Source organism: Bacillus sp. GW823-FHT06B01 (genome assembly GCF_058952315.1).
Genome location: NZ_JBXAHR010000003.1, coordinates 996367 through 1016150, shown reverse-complemented (window position 1 = coordinate 1016150; position 19784 = coordinate 996367). Strand labels below are relative to the sequence as shown.

The 19784-nt window shown below is 34.9% G+C and carries 19 protein-coding genes and 1 pseudogene; 3 read left to right on the top strand and 17 right to left on the bottom strand.

The features are described 5' to 3' along the window. Positions 1 to 204: 204 nt before the first annotated feature. Positions 205 to 1500: an Nramp family divalent metal transporter gene (locus AC1Q8N_RS18460; RefSeq protein ID WP_048543263.1), complete on the top strand. Its 1296-nt coding sequence runs from the start codon at positions 205 to 207 to the stop codon at positions 1498 to 1500. On the opposite strand, the gene AC1Q8N_RS18455 is transcribed toward AC1Q8N_RS18460, so the two are convergent. From AC1Q8N_RS18455 to AC1Q8N_RS18445, 3 genes are all read right to left on the bottom strand, one after another. Further along, positions 1457 to 2398, bottom strand: a complete 942-nt coding sequence (locus tag AC1Q8N_RS18455) for a M23 family metallopeptidase (protein WP_098080390.1) — start codon at positions 2396 to 2398, stop codon at positions 1457 to 1459. The two genes, AC1Q8N_RS18460 and AC1Q8N_RS18455, sit on opposite strands and share 44 nt — an antisense overlap. A gap of 82 nt (positions 2399 to 2480) precedes the next feature. Beyond that, positions 2481 to 3548, bottom strand: coding sequence for a sensor histidine kinase (locus tag AC1Q8N_RS18450; protein ID WP_141520085.1), 1068 nt, complete (start codon positions 3546 to 3548; stop codon positions 2481 to 2483). Further along, on the bottom strand, positions 3538 to 4236 hold the full coding sequence (locus tag AC1Q8N_RS18445; protein ID WP_000414549.1) for a response regulator transcription factor: 699 nt from the start codon (positions 4234 to 4236) through the stop codon (positions 3538 to 3540). Before AC1Q8N_RS18445 ends, AC1Q8N_RS18450 begins: the two co-directional genes overlap by 11 nt. Before the next feature lie 142 nt (positions 4237 to 4378). Here AC1Q8N_RS18445 and AC1Q8N_RS18440 point away from each other — a divergent pair, with 142 nt between their 5' ends. Continuing rightward, on the top strand, positions 4379 to 4903 hold the full coding sequence (locus AC1Q8N_RS18440) for a GNAT family N-acetyltransferase (protein WP_098080396.1): 525 nt from the start codon (positions 4379 to 4381) through the stop codon (positions 4901 to 4903). Positions 4904 to 5068: 165 nt separating this feature from the next. On the opposite strand, the pseudogene AC1Q8N_RS18435 reads toward AC1Q8N_RS18440, so the two are convergent. From AC1Q8N_RS18435 to AC1Q8N_RS18380, 12 genes and pseudogenes are all read right to left on the bottom strand, one after another. Continuing rightward, a pseudogene (locus AC1Q8N_RS18435) lies at positions 5069 to 5202 on the bottom strand (radical SAM/SPASM domain-containing protein); the annotation flags it as partial. 27 nt (positions 5203 to 5229) lie between these two features. Further along, positions 5230 to 7275 carry a class I SAM-dependent methyltransferase gene (locus AC1Q8N_RS18430; RefSeq protein ID WP_493521310.1) on the bottom strand — a complete coding sequence of 682 codons (2046 nt, stop codon included), beginning with the start codon at positions 7273 to 7275 and terminating at the stop codon, positions 5230 to 5232. A gap of 51 nt (positions 7276 to 7326) precedes the next feature. Next, positions 7327 to 7539, bottom strand: coding sequence for a hypothetical protein (locus AC1Q8N_RS18425; RefSeq protein ID WP_141520086.1), 213 nt, complete (start codon positions 7537 to 7539; stop codon positions 7327 to 7329). 63 nt (positions 7540 to 7602) lie between these two features. After that, the gene (locus AC1Q8N_RS18420; RefSeq protein ID WP_000771817.1) at positions 7603 to 7983 is read right to left on the bottom strand and encodes a BA_1872 family lipoprotein; all 381 of its coding nucleotides are present in this window, start codon (positions 7981 to 7983) and stop codon (positions 7603 to 7605) included. A 59-nt stretch (positions 7984 to 8042) separates the two neighbouring features. After that, on the bottom strand, positions 8043 to 8252 hold the full coding sequence (locus AC1Q8N_RS18415) for a hypothetical protein (protein ID WP_088107098.1): 210 nt from the start codon (positions 8250 to 8252) through the stop codon (positions 8043 to 8045). Between the two features lie 442 nt (positions 8253 to 8694). Beyond that, complete coding sequence (locus AC1Q8N_RS18410; protein ID WP_098080400.1) at positions 8695 to 10323, bottom strand: peptide ABC transporter substrate-binding protein; 1629 nt, start codon at positions 10321 to 10323, stop codon at positions 8695 to 8697. Positions 10324 to 10477: 154 nt separating this feature from the next. After that, positions 10478 to 11803 carry a bifunctional S-methyl-5'-thioadenosine deaminase/S-adenosylhomocysteine deaminase gene (locus AC1Q8N_RS18405; protein WP_141520087.1) on the bottom strand — a complete coding sequence of 442 codons (1326 nt, stop codon included), beginning with the start codon at positions 11801 to 11803 and terminating at the stop codon, positions 10478 to 10480. Positions 11804 to 11917: 114 nt separating this feature from the next. Then, complete coding sequence (locus AC1Q8N_RS18400) at positions 11918 to 12361, bottom strand: GNAT family N-acetyltransferase (RefSeq protein WP_098643178.1); 444 nt, start codon at positions 12359 to 12361, stop codon at positions 11918 to 11920. A 213-nt stretch (positions 12362 to 12574) separates the two neighbouring features. Then, positions 12575 to 14089: a succinyl-CoA:acetate CoA-transferase ScpC gene (gene scpC / locus AC1Q8N_RS18395; RefSeq protein ID WP_098080406.1), complete on the bottom strand. Its 1515-nt coding sequence runs from the start codon at positions 14087 to 14089 to the stop codon at positions 12575 to 12577. A 127-nt stretch (positions 14090 to 14216) separates the two neighbouring features. Then, positions 14217 to 14861 carry a LytTR family DNA-binding domain-containing protein gene (locus AC1Q8N_RS18390; RefSeq protein WP_098078308.1) on the bottom strand — a complete coding sequence of 215 codons (645 nt, stop codon included), beginning with the start codon at positions 14859 to 14861 and terminating at the stop codon, positions 14217 to 14219. Positions 14862 to 14942: 81 nt separating this feature from the next. After that, positions 14943 to 15548, bottom strand: a complete 606-nt coding sequence (locus tag AC1Q8N_RS18385; protein ID WP_098068174.1) for a pentapeptide repeat-containing protein — start codon at positions 15546 to 15548, stop codon at positions 14943 to 14945. Positions 15549 to 15603: 55 nt separating this feature from the next. After that, entirely contained in the window at positions 15604 to 16527 is a 924-nt protein-coding gene (locus AC1Q8N_RS18380) for an alpha/beta hydrolase (protein ID WP_098078311.1), read from the bottom strand. Positions 16528 to 16731: 204 nt separating this feature from the next. On the opposite strand from AC1Q8N_RS18380, the gene AC1Q8N_RS18375 reads away from it, so the two are divergent. Beyond that, a complete protein-coding gene (locus AC1Q8N_RS18375; protein WP_098078313.1) occupies positions 16732 to 17493 on the top strand; it encodes a DODA-type extradiol aromatic ring-opening family dioxygenase in 762 nt (253 codons plus the stop codon). 52 nt (positions 17494 to 17545) lie between these two features. On the opposite strand, the gene AC1Q8N_RS18370 is transcribed toward AC1Q8N_RS18375, so the two are convergent. Then, on the bottom strand, positions 17546 to 18760 hold the full coding sequence (locus AC1Q8N_RS18370) for a multidrug efflux MFS transporter (RefSeq protein ID WP_048543276.1): 1215 nt from the start codon (positions 18758 to 18760) through the stop codon (positions 17546 to 17548). A 167-nt stretch (positions 18761 to 18927) separates the two neighbouring features. Beyond that, positions 18928 to 19779 (bottom strand): GNAT family N-acetyltransferase, encoded by an 852-nt coding sequence (locus AC1Q8N_RS18365; RefSeq protein WP_048543277.1) that lies wholly within the window; start codon positions 19777 to 19779, stop codon positions 18928 to 18930. Positions 19780 to 19784 lie beyond the last annotated feature (5 nt).

Sequence of the window (19784 nt, the reverse complement as noted above, 5' to 3'; positions counted from 1 at the left end):
ATTATTAGTTGAACCAATCGGACTTTTATGGGCAGTTGATCCCCCTCCTAACTTCTTTGCTTTCGCTGAATTTTGAGGTGGGGGTCTTACTGCCCATTAAAGCGGGATAAAAATATCATCTCATACATTTAAATGTATTGAAATAAACAATAAGAATACTTACAATAATTTCATCAAGTTAACATTTCAAAGGGGAAAACTACTATGAATAAAGATATATCAAAAGATGAACAAGTCCCTTCTCAAAGTACAACTGTTCAATCAGCACACTTAGCTTTAAGTGGAGAAACGAAAGGATGGAAAAGACTGTTACCGTTTTTAGGACCCGCTTTTATCGCATCCGTAGCTTATATTGACCCTGGTAACTTTGCTACAAATATCGCAGCTGGTTCACAATATGGATATTTACTATTATGGGTTATATTCGCCTCTAACTTAATGGCAGTATTAATTCAAACTTTATCAGCTAAATTAGGAATTGCTACGGGAAATAATTTACCTGAAATCGCTCGCGAACACTTTCCAAAACCTGTGTCTATTGGCTTATGGATTCAAGGTGAACTCGTTATTATGGCTACAGATTTAGCGGAATTTATCGGGGCAGCACTCGGATTGTATTTATTATTTGGAATTCCGATGTTACCAGCTGCTTTAATTACAGCAGTCGGATCATTTATTATTCTTGAGTTTCAACGCAGAGGATTTCGCCCACTAGAAGCTATTATTACAGGGATGATTTTTATCGTAGTAATAGCATTTGGGATTCAAGTTTTTTATGCAAAACCAGAATTAAGTCCCCTTCTTTCAGGACTATTTATTCCAAAATTCCAAGGTGTAGACAGTATATTACTTGCAGCAGGGATATTAGGTGCGACAGTTATGCCACATGCAATCTATTTACATTCTGCATTGACACAACGCCGCGTGATCGGAACAACTGATGAACAAAAGAAAAAAATTTTCCGTTTCGAGTTTATTGATATCATTATCGCAATGGTTATCGCTGGAGCAATCAATGCGAGTATGTTAATTGTTGCTGCCGCACTATTCTTTAAAAATGGTTTACATGTTGAAGACCTTGATGTTGCTTTTAACCAGTTCAGTACTTTAGTCGGTCCTGTATCAGCTGCTTTATTTGGAATTGGGCTCTTATCAGCAGGACTATCTAGCTCGTCTGTCGGTACAATGTCAGGTGATATTATTATGCAAGGTTTCATTCGAATGCATATTCCGTTATATTTACGACGTTTCATTACAATGATTCCACCATTAGTTATTATCGCTTTAGGTGTAAATCCAACTTACGCACTAGTCATGAGCCAAGTCGTCTTATCATTCGGTATTGCTTTTGCATTAGTGCCACTTATTATGTTTACAAGCAATAAAAAAATTATGGGTGCGCTCGTTAATCACCGCATAACAACCTTTATCGCTTGGATCATCGCTGCACTTGTTATCATTTTAAATATTTTCTTACTGTATCAAACATTTGTAGGGTAATGAGAAAAGGTATTCCAATAAAACTGGAATACCTTTTTTCATTACCACTTATGTATGTACCTCTTTCTGGCATTATCGTACCTTTTTCAGTTCGAAAGTAAAGTGGTAATCCTTCCGAAAGAAATATGCTCACCTTGGATGGATCCTGCCTTTGATGATGAATATGTAAATGCGGCTCACTTGAACTTCCTGAGTTACCAACTTGAGCAAGTACCTCTCCTTCATTTACATGTTGGCCTTCCCTCACTTTAATTGATCCTTTTTTTAAATGGGCAAGAATCAAAAATGTCCCTGATTCATCTAGTTGCAAATAAATATGATTCCCCGCCATTGACCGAAAATCATCCTCTCCTGGAACTACATCTTTTTCATCGTTATTGATTGATACAACTGTTCCTGAAGCTGGTGCCATTACTTTCGCTCCATATATTCCATAATCCTCTAACTTACTACTTTTCACTTCAGCAGGCGGAATAAGAATATCATATGCCCATCGTTCATTTGGTTTTATAACATGATAGTTCGTTTCTAATCGATCACCACCCCAGCCCACTAATGCTCGTTCATTCAAAGGAAAGCGAACGACTGCTTTAGGATTCATAGAATGTACATCTGCTGGATAAGCAAGTCCCCCTATGTTAGCAAACCATCCTAAAGGCCAAGCTCCAATTATAGAGAAAAGAACTATGAAGAGTAATATTCTATCTATTCGATTTTTGAAAATGCCTTTCCACGCAAATAGTAATGCTGACCCTATCAAAATATAGATTGATACTAAGCTAAAGGCTTGTATACTCCACCAAACAATGACTGATATAACACCATTAGCTAAACAAACTACACTCCAACTTATCATTAAAAACGCAACTAAAATTACCAATACATATTTCTTCCACATGTTGTATCCCCACTCTCCTATCCTTGTACTACATCATACGAAGTGAAAATTACGACATATAAAAGAAATACTTACGACTTTCTTACAATTCTTTATAATGCGGTAAAACGATAGTGAAAACAGTTTCTTTCTCGTTACTGCACACAGTGATATCCCCTTTATGAAGCTCTGCTATACTTCTCGCAATTGCAAGTCCCATTCCTTTTCCACCCGTATGAGAGCTACGTGATTTTTCACCGCGATAAAACTTCTCAAAAACGTAAGGAAGGTTCTCATCCGGAATACATTGTCCAAAATTTTTAATTTCTATTTCAGCATTCATGTCTTTTTTAGAAACTTGAATTAAGATATCCTTTCCATCTTTCCCGTACATAATACTATTACTAATTACATTTTCGAATAGCCTCACCATAAGCGCTACATCCATTTCCACATGTAACTCCTTATCACCGTTAATACAAAAGCTCATATCGGCATCATCTAGTAGTGGTACAAAATCAATCATGATTTGTTCAATGAACGCTTTCATATTTACTACACTTTTATGTAATTCGATTTCTCTATAATTTATTTGACAATATTCTAATAAATCATCTACTTGATTTTTTAATTCATAACTTTTTCGCTTTAATATACTTACATACTGTTCACATTCTTCTCCATTTGAATGAAGCTGATTTCCTAACAGGTCCGCGTAACCTATTAGAGATGTTACAGGTGTTCGTAAGTCATGAGAAATATTACTAATCATTTCATTTTTCATTTCCTGCGATTTTTTTTCATTTTCGATAGACTCTCTTAAACTTTTGGCCATTCTATTAACATTCGTTGCTAATTCACCAATCTCGTCATTTTTTGAAATAGGTATATGTATTTCAAAATTACCATTACTTATTTCTTTCACGTTCTTATTTATTTCAGATAACCTTTTCATCATTGTTTTTGTCATGAATGCAAAGTATATTGTAGTAAAAGTTAAAAAAGCCATTAAATATAACAATGAATATTTTTCCTCTAATGCAGTAACATGACTATATATATTTCCAACTACAATTTGAAACGCTATTATACTTACAGTTGCTAACAAAATGCTACATATGAATGCGATAAAAAACTTAGTTCTAATGCCTTGTAATGATTTAATCTTCAATTTTATATCCGACTCCCCAAACATTTTGAATAAACTTCGGCTCTTTTGGATTCTCTTCAATTTTATTTCTTAATCTTGCAATATGAACCATTACTGTATTATTACTTTCATAGGCTCTTTCTTTCCAAACGCTCTCATATATTTCTTCAATAGTAAACACACGATTCTTTGCAGCAGCCATTAAGTACAAAATATCATATTCAGTTTTCGTAAGATTGATTGTTTCTCCATATAACATTACTGTTCTAGACACTTCATCTATTTCTAAACCTCTAATATTTATTTTCTTTTCTATTACTTGGACAGCATTTTGATTGAAATATGTATACCTTCTTAATTGAGCTTTCACTCTCGCTATAAATTCAATTGTACTAAACGGCTTCACAATATAATCATCTGCCCCAGTACTAAATCCAATTACTTTATCTACGTCCGATGATTTTGCGCTTAAGAACATAATTGGTAAACTATGTTTTTCTCTAATCCTTCTGCACAATTCTATCCCATCCATTTGTGGCATCATAATATCCAAAATAGCAAGTTGGATACTGTTATTATTTATTATTTTTAAAGCCTCTTCTCCGTTATGAGCACTAAAAACTTTAAAACCTTCTTGCATTAAATTCGCGTTAACAAATCGAACAATATCTTGATCATCATCTACAATTAAAATCGAGTTTTTCTCCATATATAAACCTCTTTTTGAAATATATTCCACAATCAATTTTATCACAAATTAAAACCATACTTCCCTCTTGAATAATCTTTTTTTTCAGATTAAATTATATAATAACAACACATTCTAGTTTCAGAAGAAATGGAGTGAAAGCATGTTTCCTATATTAAAAACCGACCGACTCATTTTACGAGATCTTACCGAAGAAGATGCACCGAGTATACTACAATGCTTTTCTAATACTGATGTACTGCGCTATTATGGCCAAAAACCATTACAAAATGTTGATCATGTGAAACAAGTCATTCATAACTTTAAGCTGAGTTACAATGCAAGAAGCGGTATAAAGTGGGGAATCGAATTAAAAGACAATAAAGAACTCATTGGTACCATTGGTTTTCACGATTGGTCTTCTGAGCATAAACGAGCCAATATAAGTTATGCCTTTCTCCCTGAACACTGGGGAAAAGGATATGCGACGGAGGCTGTTTCTGAAGTTATATCATATGGTTTCCACACACTTCATTTAAAACGGATCGGAGCAATTGTATTTCTTGAAAATGAAGCTTCCAATAAAGTACTATTAAAATTAGGATTTGAAAAAGAAGGCGTTCTAAAAAATTATATGTATCAAGATGATATCCCATATGATACGAATTTTTATTCTTTATTAAAATGAGTTTAATAGAAATTATACGTAAAAACTCGTTTCAGCATAATGAATCAAGATAGTGGATTTTTAACGAAAAATAGGAAACCGAGCGTTTTTCATTTCTTAGATCATCATACGACTGATGCGAAGTACAATAAATTATATAATCTAAAAAAAGGCATGAGCATACTCTTACTCATGTCCCTTTTTTACGTTCTTTTTCTGTTTTCGCAATGCTTTTGGAATGTATAGCTGTCCATGTACTCTCCCGTCATTGCATATGCTTTAGAACGAGATCCTCCACAAACATATCGAAACTCACAAACTAAACTTTTTAAAAGTTTTCAATATCATTACTTCTTTTCTAAAACCATAAAGAACGTACTATCCGGTAGCACAACCGCATTCCCAGACTCATCTTTAAAATCGATTTTCTCGCTAAGATGTTGTGTATATCCATCCTGTAAATAATTCATAGCTTGAACGATGTTTACTTTATCTCCAAAGATACCCTTTACGAAATCCTTATAGTCTTTTGGCGTAAAGATTCCAAACTGCTCTTGCACCTCGTGAACGAAGGAATCCTCGCCCCATGTATATGTATATAGGAACTCCATCGCATCGTTAACAAGCATTTTGACTGTATTGTCTGCCAGTACCTCATACTGGATTATACGCCCCTTAAATTCACGGACATACTGCTCTAAGAACTTCATTCCGTCCGCATCTTTAAAACGAATCACACGCATTAACCTTTTATCTTCGGTCATGATGCCATCACGAATGATAATACGACCTCCTGGTTTTAACACCTCGTAAGCACTCTCGAGCCCCTTTTTAATTACTTCATGATTGAATTTCTTACCTTCATACTCGATATAAGAGAACAGCTCATGAAGGATAGAAGAATATACAATCGTATCAACCGATTCTTTATCAAACGAGCTACTTAAGTTGATTGCATCCCCTTTAATGACGTCCCAAGAACGACCTTCGTCCTGTTTCTTCTTTTTCAACGTATCAATCACGTTTTCGGAAATATCGATACCGTATATTCGTTTATCCCCGGTCTCTTCTTCAATCATGTCTAGCATAACACCACCACCGGATCCGACATCTACAATCGTATCTCCCTTTATATAATCAAGAATAATTCGTTTATCATCAGCCGAACTATTCATATGCTCCAAATACACTTCTTCGTTATGGAATCTATCATATGCATCCTTACGTAACCCGAAGAAATCAAAGAGCAGTACATTTGCCCGAGCATGCATCATATCTATCTTTTCTGCCTCTACACAGAAGGTAATTAACGCCTCACCTACAGCAGAAAACTGAAACGACACATATGCAGTTTTCATATCTTCATCTACTTTAACCTCAAAAGAAACATGCGTTGTATTCGGCTTCTCGTTCTCACGGTACTCCCGTAGATACTTCTCAATAACCCGCTTACGATACACGTTGTCCTTTTTCTCGCCTTTGAAATCATAGTGCAACTGCTGCATCAATTTCTCGAAATGGATATGCTGAACCTTTCTAGTGCCTATCTCATTCTTTAACATAACAAAAACTGTCCAAATATCCTCGAAGCTAAGAGCATGCATAGACGGTTCTACATACCACAAATCCTTATCGGATAAGAATGTTTGAACGTCACTCTTCTCGCTCCCCATAATTATATCTTTTTCAAATGCTGACTCCTTATGTTTTGGTGTGAGTCTATGTATGCGAGAAGTAAATGGCTCCACATAACCATCAAACAGGCCATCAATTGTAATCTTCACATCGTTCTTCACTTCACTCCACAAAGCTTTTGATACGCCCTCAATAATGCATTGGTTAAGATAGTATAGAATCTCCTTTAACCTAACGTCTCCGTATTCTTCTTTATATGTGTTAATTAAATCAACATGAGAGTCCAAACGAGCCTCTCCGCGGATATACTGCCCGATTAATCCATGTGTTCTTATTAAATCTCGAACAAACAAATACTCAGTAGAGTTTAAGTTTGTCTCTATATGTTCGATAAACTGAATATCACTAAAGATATCAGCAGAACCCTCGTTATGTACCAATAGATTGATTCCGTTCTTCTTCCATTTCTCTCGCTGTTTTAAAGAGCCTACCTTTGCAAGCTCACTATACGTTAGTACTTTTTCAATAATGCGATACGCTTCTTCATCTAAAGACAATCCATCTAACACTTGCAGCGTACGGTGTACATAGTACAACACCGCATCTGTTTTTAATTCACCAAGTACTTGTACATTCTCATAGTTTTGATGTATCTCCTCTGCCTCGATTAGATACTTTAACCACGTAGGGAGAGTATTCGAAAACCCTTCAATGTATTTATTTAGAACCTCAATATTTTTCAACTTATTTACCCCCATATATAATCAATTTCAGTAGTATGGTCTGGGACATCTTCTCTAAAAAGATTATCACCTTATGCCCCCTTTACCATCTATATCTCTTTCAAATACAAATGCATCAAACCGAGTCTTTTTATCATGTAAAAGAGAGTTATCAATTTCGTTTCTAACATCCCAAGTTTGTAACACATTCTTTTGTTCATCTCTTATTTTAACTTCATCAGGAATTTCGACGGAATAAACAGCAGGACTCAGCGAAGCATTTCTTACATTAATAAACATTTGTTGTGATAGAATCAACCGAAAATAGAAACGGCAAGCGGGTGCACTCCACTTGCCATTTTTTCATAGCTTAGTATGTATTTGAATTTCTTTTGCTTTCTCTTTTTCACCCTTCACTCGTACAATTAAATCATATGATCCGGATTTTGGCGCTTCAAAAGAAAGCAGACCTTCTTGTTGAGAAGTGACTTCTTCTTCATAAATAACCTTATCACCTTTTGTAACTTGCAATAAAATCGTACCTTCTTCAACGGCTGCTTCATAAGGAATTTCCACATTTCCTTTTTCAGCTTTAATCGTTTGCACATCGTAATACCCTTGCAACGAACCAATTTTTAAAGTCGTTTCGCCATTTTTTTGAACCTTTGTGACTTGTGTTGCTGTATTGCATGCGCTTAACAATACAACAAGAGTGAGAATCATAAATAAACGTAGTAATTTCATAGAAATTCTCCTTTTTTATGTATATGAATTAAATTTCTAACTCTAAATTTTGTACCATCTTATTTCCCACCTCTTAAAATAGCTGTTTTTATAATAAAATAAGTAATAGAAAATAATAAACAAGTACCCATTGTACCAAAAACTGCAACTGAGATGTTACCTGCCAATGTTTCATTTGGATCTAATGCATTAGGTAAAATTGTACCCAAAATTGCAATACAGGCTAATACAACCATAAAATATTTAAATCTTTTTACTTTCTTATTCATACTAATTATCCCCTTTATTCCTTAACATTAACTTCTAAACCAAATCCCCATAAACCTACACCAGGACCTAATGGTACATGGAATTTGACTCTGCTTTTTCTAGCTTCAAAGGATCCCCCTAGATTCCCAAATTAATATCCCCAAGTATTATACATACCAATTAATTCATATAGAAAAAGCCCGTTCAAATCAAATACTTAAGCTCCCTTATTTTTATAATACTCAAATAATTATACACAAACATCGCTATCGATTCATCTTAATACCTCAATTACCTTTTAAGTATATCAATGACAAAATATATAATCTAATATTTTTTATATAATTAAAAACAAACATAGTTACAACAAGAGATTGTTTTTATGCTGATTTGTACTGTATTCCCTTATTCCATGTACTCTTTAAAAAAACCTTACTTTTTAAAAAGTAAGGTTTTTTGTATTTATTCATTAGCAATATAAGCATTCTTATACGTATAAACACCACCAAATTGATGCTTCTCAATTCCTTTTACATAATCCTTTTGTACGTAAGCTGATCCCATTTGATAAAGCGGTGCAACTGCAGCATCCTCTAGCAGAATACGCTCGGCCTCTTGCAATGCTTCCCATCTTTTCTTTTGATCTAGTACAAAATCGCTTTTCGCTTTCTTTATTAATTCATCGTAGTGAAGGTTAGAATAATTCATTTTGTTATTCTGATTATCCGTCGTAAAGAGTTCTAAATAACTAATTGGGTCTTTATAATCCGGTCCCCAATTTGCCATAGATATATCGTAATCTCCTGTTTGTTCTAACTGTAATTTTTGCTTAAATGGCTGTTGTTTAATTTGTATCGTTAATCCTTGCAAATTCTTTTCTAAGTCACCTTTTATATATTCTGCCATACGTTTTGCATTATCTTGTTCAAACGTTAAAAACTCTAGGTTTACTTGTTCTACTCCAAGCTCTTTTTTTGATTCTTCCCAAATCTTTTTCGCATTTTGCAAATCATATGAAGAAAGATCTCCGTTTTCTTTTCTAAAATCTTTGCCAGTCTCTTCATTTATATGACCAGCCGGTACAAGTTCGCTTGCAGGTTTTGCCCCGTTATTAATAAAGTGAGCAACGAAAGCTTCTTTATTTAACGCGAATGAAATAGATTGACGCACCTTTTTATTTGCTAACGCACTATTTTTTTCATTAAAACGTAGCATAGCAATTCCTGAATCGCTCGACATATGTAAGTCCTTGCTTCCCTTATACTTGTCTACAAATTGAGAATTAATAGGCACTCGATCCAAATCACCAGCTTCGTATAAATTAACAACCGTCATTGTATCTTTTACAATTTGAAAGTTTATTTCGTCTAATTTCACTTTCTTTTCATCCCAATATGTAGCATTCTTCTTTAATTGAAACTCTTGTTCATGCTTCCACTTCTCTAATACAAATGGCCCGTTATATATGAGATTACTAGGTTCCAATGCATAATTCTTTCCTTGTTCTTTCAAAAATGATTCATGCTGTGGTAAGTAAATCGGTAGTGCTAACAACTGTAAAAAATACGGAATTGGCTGTTCGAGTTCCACTTCTAACGTATAATCATTTATTGCTTTAACTCCAAGGTTATCAAGAGGCATTGTTCCTTTATTAATTTCTTTCGCATTTTTCACATGAAAAAGCATGTACGCATATTGAGACGCTGTTTCACGGTTAATTGCACGTTTCCATGCAAACATAAAATCATTTGCTGTCACACTGTCCCCATTTGACCATTTTGCATCTTTACGCAAATCAAATGTATATTTTTTACCATCTTCACTTCTTTTAAACGATTTTGCTACTGCTGGAATAGGCTGATCTTGATCATCTAATACATACAAACCTTCAAATATGTTTTGCATAACGTGCGCTGATGTACCATCCATCGTTTTCGCAGTATCAAGAGAAGGAATTTCTTCTGATACTGTTACATTTAACACTTGTTTTTTAGCTTCTGCATCACTTTTATTCGCTTCATTATTACAAGCTGTTAATAATAAAGTTGTAACAAGTGCCATTACCATTAAATGGCTCTTTTTTTGCTTCATGAATTGTTCTCCTTAAGTATAAAATATTATAAAGCGTTATATATTATAGCAGAAATATGAACAGAAAGATGCGACATTCTTTTGAATATTTATTCGTTCAAGAAAAAAGCTATCCTTTTAAAAAAGGATAGCTTTTTCAACTACATATAATTACCTATCTTTGTAAACCTCGTTTATAACGACTTGCTTCAAATATAATACGCTCTTCATCTAACGTTTTACATTCACCATTCCAAACGACACGTTTTCCGTTAATAATTACATCGCTTATATCTTTTCCACTAGCGGCATATACAAGGTGTGATAACACTTCATCTGCTGGTTGTAAATGCGGCTTATTAGACGGGTCAATCGTAATAAAATCGGCACACTTTCCAACCTCAAGTGATCCTGTTTGTTTCATCCCGATTACTTCAGCAGCTCCTTTAGTCGCAAGTGTAAGAGCTGTTTCAACCGGTAACGCTGTTGCATCTTGATGAATACCTTTTTGTAGTAAAGTCGCTATACGCATTTCTTCAAGCATATCTAAATTGTTATTAGATGCTACACTATCTGTTGCAATTCCTACTTTCATTCCTGCTTCTAGCATCGCTTTTACATTCGCTATACCAGAACCTAGTTTTAAATTACTATTCGGGTTATGAGCTACTCGAACATCATGTTCTGCTAAAAATGCACGCTCATTTTCATTTAATACTACACCGTGTGCAATAACTGTTGGGCGTTTAAATAAACCGCAACTTGCTGCATATTCTACTGGACGTTTTCCGTACTGTGTTTCAATATCACGTACTTCACGCTCTGTTTCCGAAAGATGAATATGAACCATCGTTTGATTTTCTACTGCAATACGAGCACACTCTTCTAACAGTTCTGTAGAACATGTATATGGACTATGCGGCGCAACCATCGTAGTTAACATACCACTTTCTTTATAGTAACGCTTCACATATTTTTCAGCTTCTTCAATCGCTTTCTTCTCATCGTCCTTCGTTCCGAAGCTAAATAAAGTTCTTGAAACAGCAGCTCGCATCCCACTCTTTGATACCGTTTCCATAATTGCATCTTGATCTATTCCAATTGGATTAAACATATCAGAGAATGATGTTGTACCACTTTTCACCATTTCAAGTAATCCTAATTCCGTACTAGCAACCGCAAGCTCTGGCGTAAACTGACTTTCAAGTGGCCAAATTCTCGTCTCCAGCCATGGTTGTAATAACATATCATCGCCAATACCTCTTAAGAGACTCATTACAACGTGTGTATGTGTATTTACAAGCCCTGGTAAAACCCACTTTCCTTTCATATCAATTACTTCATCTACTTCAAAATCATTAGCGAATTCTCCGCTCTTTACATCTATAATTTGATCATTTTCTACAATGATATATCCATTTTCTATCACTTCGTTTTGTTCATTCATCGTTACAATTGTAGCGTTTACATAAGTTGTTTTCAAAAGTATTTCCCCTTTCAACTCTATGAAGTTCCCTTTAATAAGTTACCACCATTATAGTAACTTATTAAAGATTAAGAGTCAAAAGATAATTTCAATTCTTTCATTTCTCAGCTTCTCCTACTATTAATTGTTTTACACATCATATTTCAAAAGAGGCAGTAAACGATCCTTAAAAACCGTTGATGGTGTCTCTCCTATTAACTTTGCTCCCATCTTCCAGTAAAACCCTTTTGCATTCGGATCACTATCAATTGTAAAACTTTTTATTCCTAGCTCATTTGCTTTTTCTAATACATACTCCCAAAGTATTTTCCCGTACCCTGCTCCTTTGTAACGAGGTTGAATATATAGAAAATCAAGAGCATTTTCATTACGTAAAAATGAGAAAAATCCAATCTTCGTATTATCGTTTTCTAAAACATATACAAAATTATTTTTTATGTACTCTTCGGTAATTGTTAAATCTTCCTTACAAGCAAGTATGAATGCTTCGCTATAGTTCCACGTTGCTTTTGAATGTAGTGCAAGTTCACTTAATTCATTTTCTTCACTTAATAACGCTTTTCTTATCTTCATGATTCTTTCTCCTCACCTTTAATATATAAACTATTAAAATGATTCGAAAAGTAATTTAAAAAACCTCTTATTTCCGTAAATAAGAGATTACTTTTATAATTCTTCAGAATAGGTAACAATTTTTTAAAAGAAAAAAAACGCCATTCCTGAAAATTGACGTTCTTTTTCTTTCAATCTTTATAGCATATTATATTAAGAATTATTTTTACACTTCTATACAGTTTCTACTACATCTTCAAGCATTGTTCCATTTTCAGCATAATTCGTATGCCAAGAAAAAGCTTTTTCTAAAACATGAGGGGTTTGTCCACCTCTTGTTTTTGCTTCCTCGTAATAAGCTCGTAGCTGTTCACGATACATTGGATGTACGCAATTCTCAATAATTAGTTCCACTCTTTCTCTTGGCGCAAGCCCTCTTAAGTCAGCATACCCCTGTTCAGTGACGATAACATCTACATCATGTTCCGTATGGTCTACATGAGAAACGAAAGGAACGATGCTTGATATGTTGCCACCTTTTGCAATCGATTTAGTAACAAAAATAGCTAGGCGTGCATTTCTCGCAAAATCACCAGAACCACCAATACCATTCATCATTTTCGTACCTAAAACGTGAGTAGAGTTAACATTTCCATATATATCTAATTCTAAAGCAGTATTAATTGAGATTAACCCGAGGCGGCGAATGATTTCAGGATGATTAGAAATCTCTTGCGGGCGCATCATTAATTTGTCACGATAGTTTTCAAAGTTAGAAAATACTTGTTGCATTTTCTCTTCAGAAAGCGTGATCGAACAGCAGGAAGCAAAATTAACTTTCCCAGCGTCCATTAGATCAAAGACCGCATCTTGTAAAACTTCAGAATACACTTCTAAATCTTCAAACTCCGAATCTAGCATGCCGTGCAATACTGCATTAGCAACTGAACCAATTCCCGATTGTAACGGTGCTAAACGATTTGTTAATCGGCCTACTTTAACCTCTTCTCGAAGGAACTCTATTAAATGCTGTGCCATAATAACAGTTTCTTCATCTGGAGGAACAATTGTCGATGGCGAATCCAGTTGATTCGTAAACACAATTCCCTTCACTTTTTCAGCATCAATTGGGATACCGATTGTTCCAATTCGATCATCCGTTTTTACGAGCGGAATAGGGAGTCTTTCCCTTTGTTTACCTGGTTCATATAAATCATGCAGCCCCTCTAATTGCGTAGATTGAGCCATATTCATTTCAATAATAATGGACTTAGCATTTAAGGAGAATGCTAAGGAATTTCCAATTGAAGTGGTTGGAATAATCATTCCATCTTCAGTAATCGCAACCGCTTCCAAGATAGCGAAATCTATATCCATAACATCAGCACGAAGTAACTCTGCTGTATGAGATAAGTGCTGATCCACAAATAAAAAGTCTCCGTTATTAATTCCTTTTCGCATAGTCGCATCGGCTTGGAAAGGCAATCTTTTCCCTAAAATTCCTGCCTCAGCAAATAATTTATCTACATCCGAACCTAAGGAAGCCCCTGTATAAACATTTACTTTAAAAGATTTATCATTCTTAACTCGGTTTACAAGTGCAAATGGGACTGCTTTTACATCACCAGCACGTGTAAATCCACTTAATCCTAAAGTCATTCCACTTTCAATCCATGAAGCTGCTTCTTCAGGTGTAACTACTCGATCTTTTAATCGTTGATCCCTAATTCTATCTAAATTATTCTCCATATGTAATCCCTCTCCCAATGAATATTCATAATTATTTTACACATTAACACCATCAAAATAGGGATTTTCTTACACAATGCCGAAAATTCAGATAAAACAGCGAATCTAGGTTCTAAAGCAGAAAATTTTAGAATCCTAGAAGCTTACGAAAATAGCTGGCGTATGATTGACTTACTGGTACCATCTCTCCGTTATCCATAGAAAGTAAAAAAGTAGAATGGGTATCAGGATAAATCGCTTTAATATGATTAACATTTACAATAAAGGAACGATGGCATCTAATAAACGAATCTTTCGGAAGCAAGTATTCGAATTCTTGTAGAGAGTATTTATGCGTTCCTGTTAACTCTTCTGAATTCACATATGTCTTTTTATCTTTAGCCTCTAAATACATGACCTTTGCAAAAGGAACTGGAATCCATCCGTCTGTTGTTTTTAAAGTAACGACTGACTTACCATCCGTTAAAGCGGGATAAATTGCCGTCACGCAACCTTCAATCTTTCCATTATTTGAAAATGGTACGGCCATTCCATGATAAGGAATACCGAAAACATCTCGGTTAATAAACTCAGAGGCTTTTTGCTTCGTTACCATTGCTTTATGAGCAATCGTTCCTTCCTTAATGGGATTCCCGGCGCTAATCTTTAAATCAATTCGTTTACTTGGCCGATAGTAAATATATTCTTTCGTGTTCGAAACAGCGATTGATATTTCATCTGAAAATAATTCCCCAACAACATCTAGTAGTATACCTAATGTTTTATCTTCCATATTATTAACACCTCATTCACTATTATACTACTATTATGATTTGTAAAACCGTTCAACAATTTGAACGGTTTTACAAACAATTTAGTTCACCTTAGCCCCATAACATCTTGCTACTGCAACTGCCTGCGCTATATCTAATTTCACATTTTTCAAATCAAAACTTGTAAAATCAATTCTATCAACTATCGCCCCTTTTAAATTTGCACCGCTAAGTTTCGCCTTCCCTAGTTGTACACCTGTTAAATCTGCTTCACGTAAATCTGCTTTTTCTAAATTACATTCATATAGGTCAGCTTCAATTAAACGTATACCCTTTAACATTTGTTTACTTAAGTTCGCGAACCTTAAATTCGTATATGACCAATCGCCCGATATTATAGTTATTCCGTCTAAATTCGCTTCTTCAAAATCAGAGCCAGTCATTTTACATTCTTCAAACTTCGATACGAATAAATTCACACCAACAAACTTACAATTTGCAAATGTAGTTCCTTGATGGATAGAAGCGTTAAATAGAGCACCGGTAAAATCACATTCTATGAAATTACAATTTTCAGTAGAAACTTCCGTTGCATCTACCCCTCTAAAAGAGCATTTTATGAAGGTACAATTTTTCAATTCCTCTTCTTTAATCAAAACATCTTGAAAATCTATTTCTATATACTCTTTATTTACAAATTCACTCATAACTATTCCTCCATTTCCTCAAAGAAACCTCACTTGAAAAAAGTGAGGTTTCTTCTCATACAATATGCCCATCTAACCAAGAAATCAAATCTTGAAATACTTCATCTCTATTTACTTCGTGGAACATTTCATGCCTTCCATTTTCATATAAACGCAGCGTTACATCTTTCACGCCACATTTTTTATAATTTTCATATACTTCTTTTACACCTTTCCCCATATCCCCAACAGGATCACGATCTCCTGAAAAAATATGTATTGGAAGATTTTTCGGTGTTTTCTTAAACTCTTCTAGTTTATTTACTTCTAATACACCGGAAAACAATTCGCGATAAAAGCTTGTTGTACAAATAAATCCACATAACGGATCCGCAATATATTTATCAACTTGATTATTATCTGAAGATAACCAATCAAATTTCGTACGATTTGGCTTAAAGTGTGAGTTGAAATTTCCGAAAGATAAAAAGTTTAGCATCGGACTTTTCGTTTTTTCCCCGCGTAGTTTCATCTCGATTGTCGCTACTTTATGACCAATGACTCCTAACAATCCCGGGTTCCCACCAGTTCCTGAAATAAGGAATCCATCATATAATCCACCTTTAAGTTGTACAGCACGTCTTGATAAAAAAGAACCCATACTATGTCCAAGTAAAAACAACGGACATGTCTGCTCTTTTCTTATTGTTTCTGATACAAAAATAACATCAGACACAGCCTCACTCCAACCTACATTTGGTTCAAAATGACCATAATCTTCTTCTCTTTTCACTGTTTTCCCATGACCTTTATGATCATGCGCATAAACACCATACCCCGCTTCTAATAAGGCAGCAATAAAGTCTGTATAAACACCTGCATGTTCTGTCATACCATGTGCAATTTGAATAATCCCTCGCGGATCTCTTTCTGGTAGCCACTTACGTAAATAAATTTCCGATCCATCCAATGCCGTAACGAAACTTTCCTGTACGTTCATTTCGTCAGCCCCCAACTCTATTATGTATATCAAAAAATGAATATCCATTCATTATTCTTATTATGTATTATATGCAATTGCCTTCATTATGACAAATGACCCACTTTTCCAATTAGCTCTTAAACTAATATATTGACGAACAGAAAATAAAATTATATAGTTACTTACATAAAGTAATTATTATATTTTTGGGAGGTTTCTATTATGATGCCATCATTATTTTTAGCACACGGATCACCGATGCTTGCTATTCAAGATACAGACTATACAAGGTTTTTAAAAACACTTGGCGAAACATACAAACCGAAAGCAATTGTTATTTTCACCGCTCACTGGGAAAGCGAAGTAGTAACGATTTCTTCATCAGATAACGAATATGAAACAATTTATGATTTTGGAGGTTTTCCTCCTGAGTTATACGAAATCAAATATCGTGCGAAAGGCTCTTCTAACATTGCATCTATGTTAGAAACAAAATTTAAAAACAAAGGTATTCCAGTCCATCATAATATGACGAGAGGTTTAGATCATGGCTCATGGACTCTTCTGCATCGCATGTATCCAGAAGCAAATATTCCTGTTGTCCAAATATCAGTCAATCCATTCCTTGCTGCAAAAGAGCAATTTAAGATTGGCGAAGCACTAAAAGGACTTGGACAAGAAGATATTTTAGTAATCGGGAGCGGTGTTACCGTTCATAACTTACGAGCTTTAAAATGGAATCAAACTACACCCGAACAATGGGCAATTGAATTTGATGATTGGATTATTAAACATATGCAGACTACTGATAAAGATGCATTATTTAATTGGGAGAACAATGCCCCTCATGCACAATTAGCAGTACCAAGAGCAGAGCATTTTGTTCCTTTATTTATCGCTATGGGAAGCGGTGAAAATAACGGTGAAGTCATTCACCGCAGTTACGAGCTTGGTACATTAAGCTATCTTTGTCTCCAATTTTAAAGAAAAGGATGAAGCAATCATTGCTTCATCCTTTTCTTTTTCATTCACTTAGTTAACTAACTTCCAAATGTCGTTTCTCTGATACCTCTTCGTTCTTATTGTGAAAATAAACCCAAATGCACGCAATAAATAATAGTGATGAAGTAGAGAAGAAAACATATTGGAAGCCTGCATGAGCTGCAATTTGTCCACCAAGTACTGGTCCAATCATATTTCCTAAAAACTGAAACGATTGATTATACCCAAATATTCTTCCCGTTACATGGGTTGGTGTATGTTGTTTTAGTAGAGTTTGTACGGAAGGTAATAGCCCTGCTTGTGCGATACCTAATAAAAAGCGAAGAATTAATAGTTGCCAAGCTGAGGTTACAAATGCTTGCGGAATAAAAATAATTCCTGCCGCAAATAATGCCACAACTAACGTTTTTTGAGGTCCAATACGATCTGATAATCTCCCTAACTTAGGAGCTGCCATAATAATAGCTAAACCTGTCGCAGACATGACTGCGCCTGCAATCATTTCAATATGAGCTGTTCCTGGGCCTTCTAAATTCTTTACATACAATGTAATAATAGGTTGAATTGACATGTTCGCAAGTTGAATAATAAATGTTGTTACAAACAAACTAATAATTAAATGCTTTGCTGGAACCATTGTCCATACTTTTTTCGGTTGTACTTTTTTTGCTTGAGCGAAGTGATTCTCTTCATGTAGGAAGAAAAAAACGATGAGAAAAGAAAGGAATAAAAAAGCTCCTGTAACAAGAAAAACATGGCGCATTCCAATTAACTCAGACAAGTATCCTCCAAGTAACGGGCCAAGTAAAGAACCGCTCACGCCCCCAGTTGAAATTGTAGAAATTGCCCAACCTGAATGCTCTTTCGGAGTTTCTGCTGCAATAAATGTCATCGCCGTTGAAAGGAAACCAGATACTGCTCCCATCAAAAACCTTAGTGCGACTAGTTGATACACATCCGTTACAAACCCCATAAGCGTCATAATAATCGCCATACCAAGGCTCGCACGAATCAGCATCAATTTCCGTCCATGTATATCACCAAGCTTTCCCCATATTGGTGATACGATCGCACCCATTAAAAATGTTATACCAAATGCAAGTCCCGACCACTGTGCAATACTAGAAGTGCCAGTTACTCCTAATTCCTCAATATAAAAAGATAAAAAAGGAATTACTAAACTCATACCGGCTGCAGTGGTAAAACAACCTAGCCAACAAATCATTAAATTTCGTTTCCAGCTGGCCATTTTCACACCTTCTTTCTTTAGATACCCATTCTACACCCTTTCTTGTAAAAAGTTTAGTAATTTGCTTTAATTGTAAGATTTACTACAAAACCCGCTATTTTCTAGTGAAAACCACTACATCTCTACATTATTTTCATAAAAAAACCAACTCCCATATATGGAGTTGGTTACTTATTCTCTAACGGTATTAAACGCGCATCACAATTTCGCTCATAAAACTCAATCGGACCTGCTTGTCCAATAATTGCGTATTCATATCCTTCTTGCTTCATACTATGTAAACAACGATGTAACAATTCCTTACCTACACCTTTCACGCGATTTTGTTTCGCTGTGCCCATTGGACCAAACAATCCCTTCTTTCCTCTCACTACATCATAACAAGCGAAACCTACTATCACTTCTTCTTGTTCTGCTATATAAATAGGTAAATTTTCTTTATATGTACGAAATCCATACTCTATTGAATGTAACCAACGTTCACCAAATTCCTCATTAACAAAACTTGCTAATTTTTCAAAATCAGAAGGGCTAGCCTTTCTAACAGTACAAATTAAATGATTATAAGTAGGAACAAAATATTTTAGATCGACCGCTAAATCTCTTGGCTCAGCTATAATACGTAATATATCTTTTTGTATTTGTGCATTTCCAATCAACGTATCCGTGCGAAATAGCGCATATATAACATGCCCTTCATTTATTATTACTTGCTGGAAACGTTCCATACGTTTCTTCGCTATTTGTAAAATTTCTAGCACCTTATAAGATACCTTATATTGTCCTATTTTCTTATACTCTTGATACGGTGAATCGTAATGCTTTCGTATTGAAAATTTTTCTAAAAAATCCGTACCCAAGTTACGAAACAAATACATATACAACTCGCTACAAACTCCAGTGCCTTCTTTACTCATTCCGATAAACAGATGAGTTGATTGAATAATATTATTTTCCGCCTCTTCTGCTGCAATCTTCAATATGTTATGAACACGTTTTGTATATTGAAATTCCTCCATATATA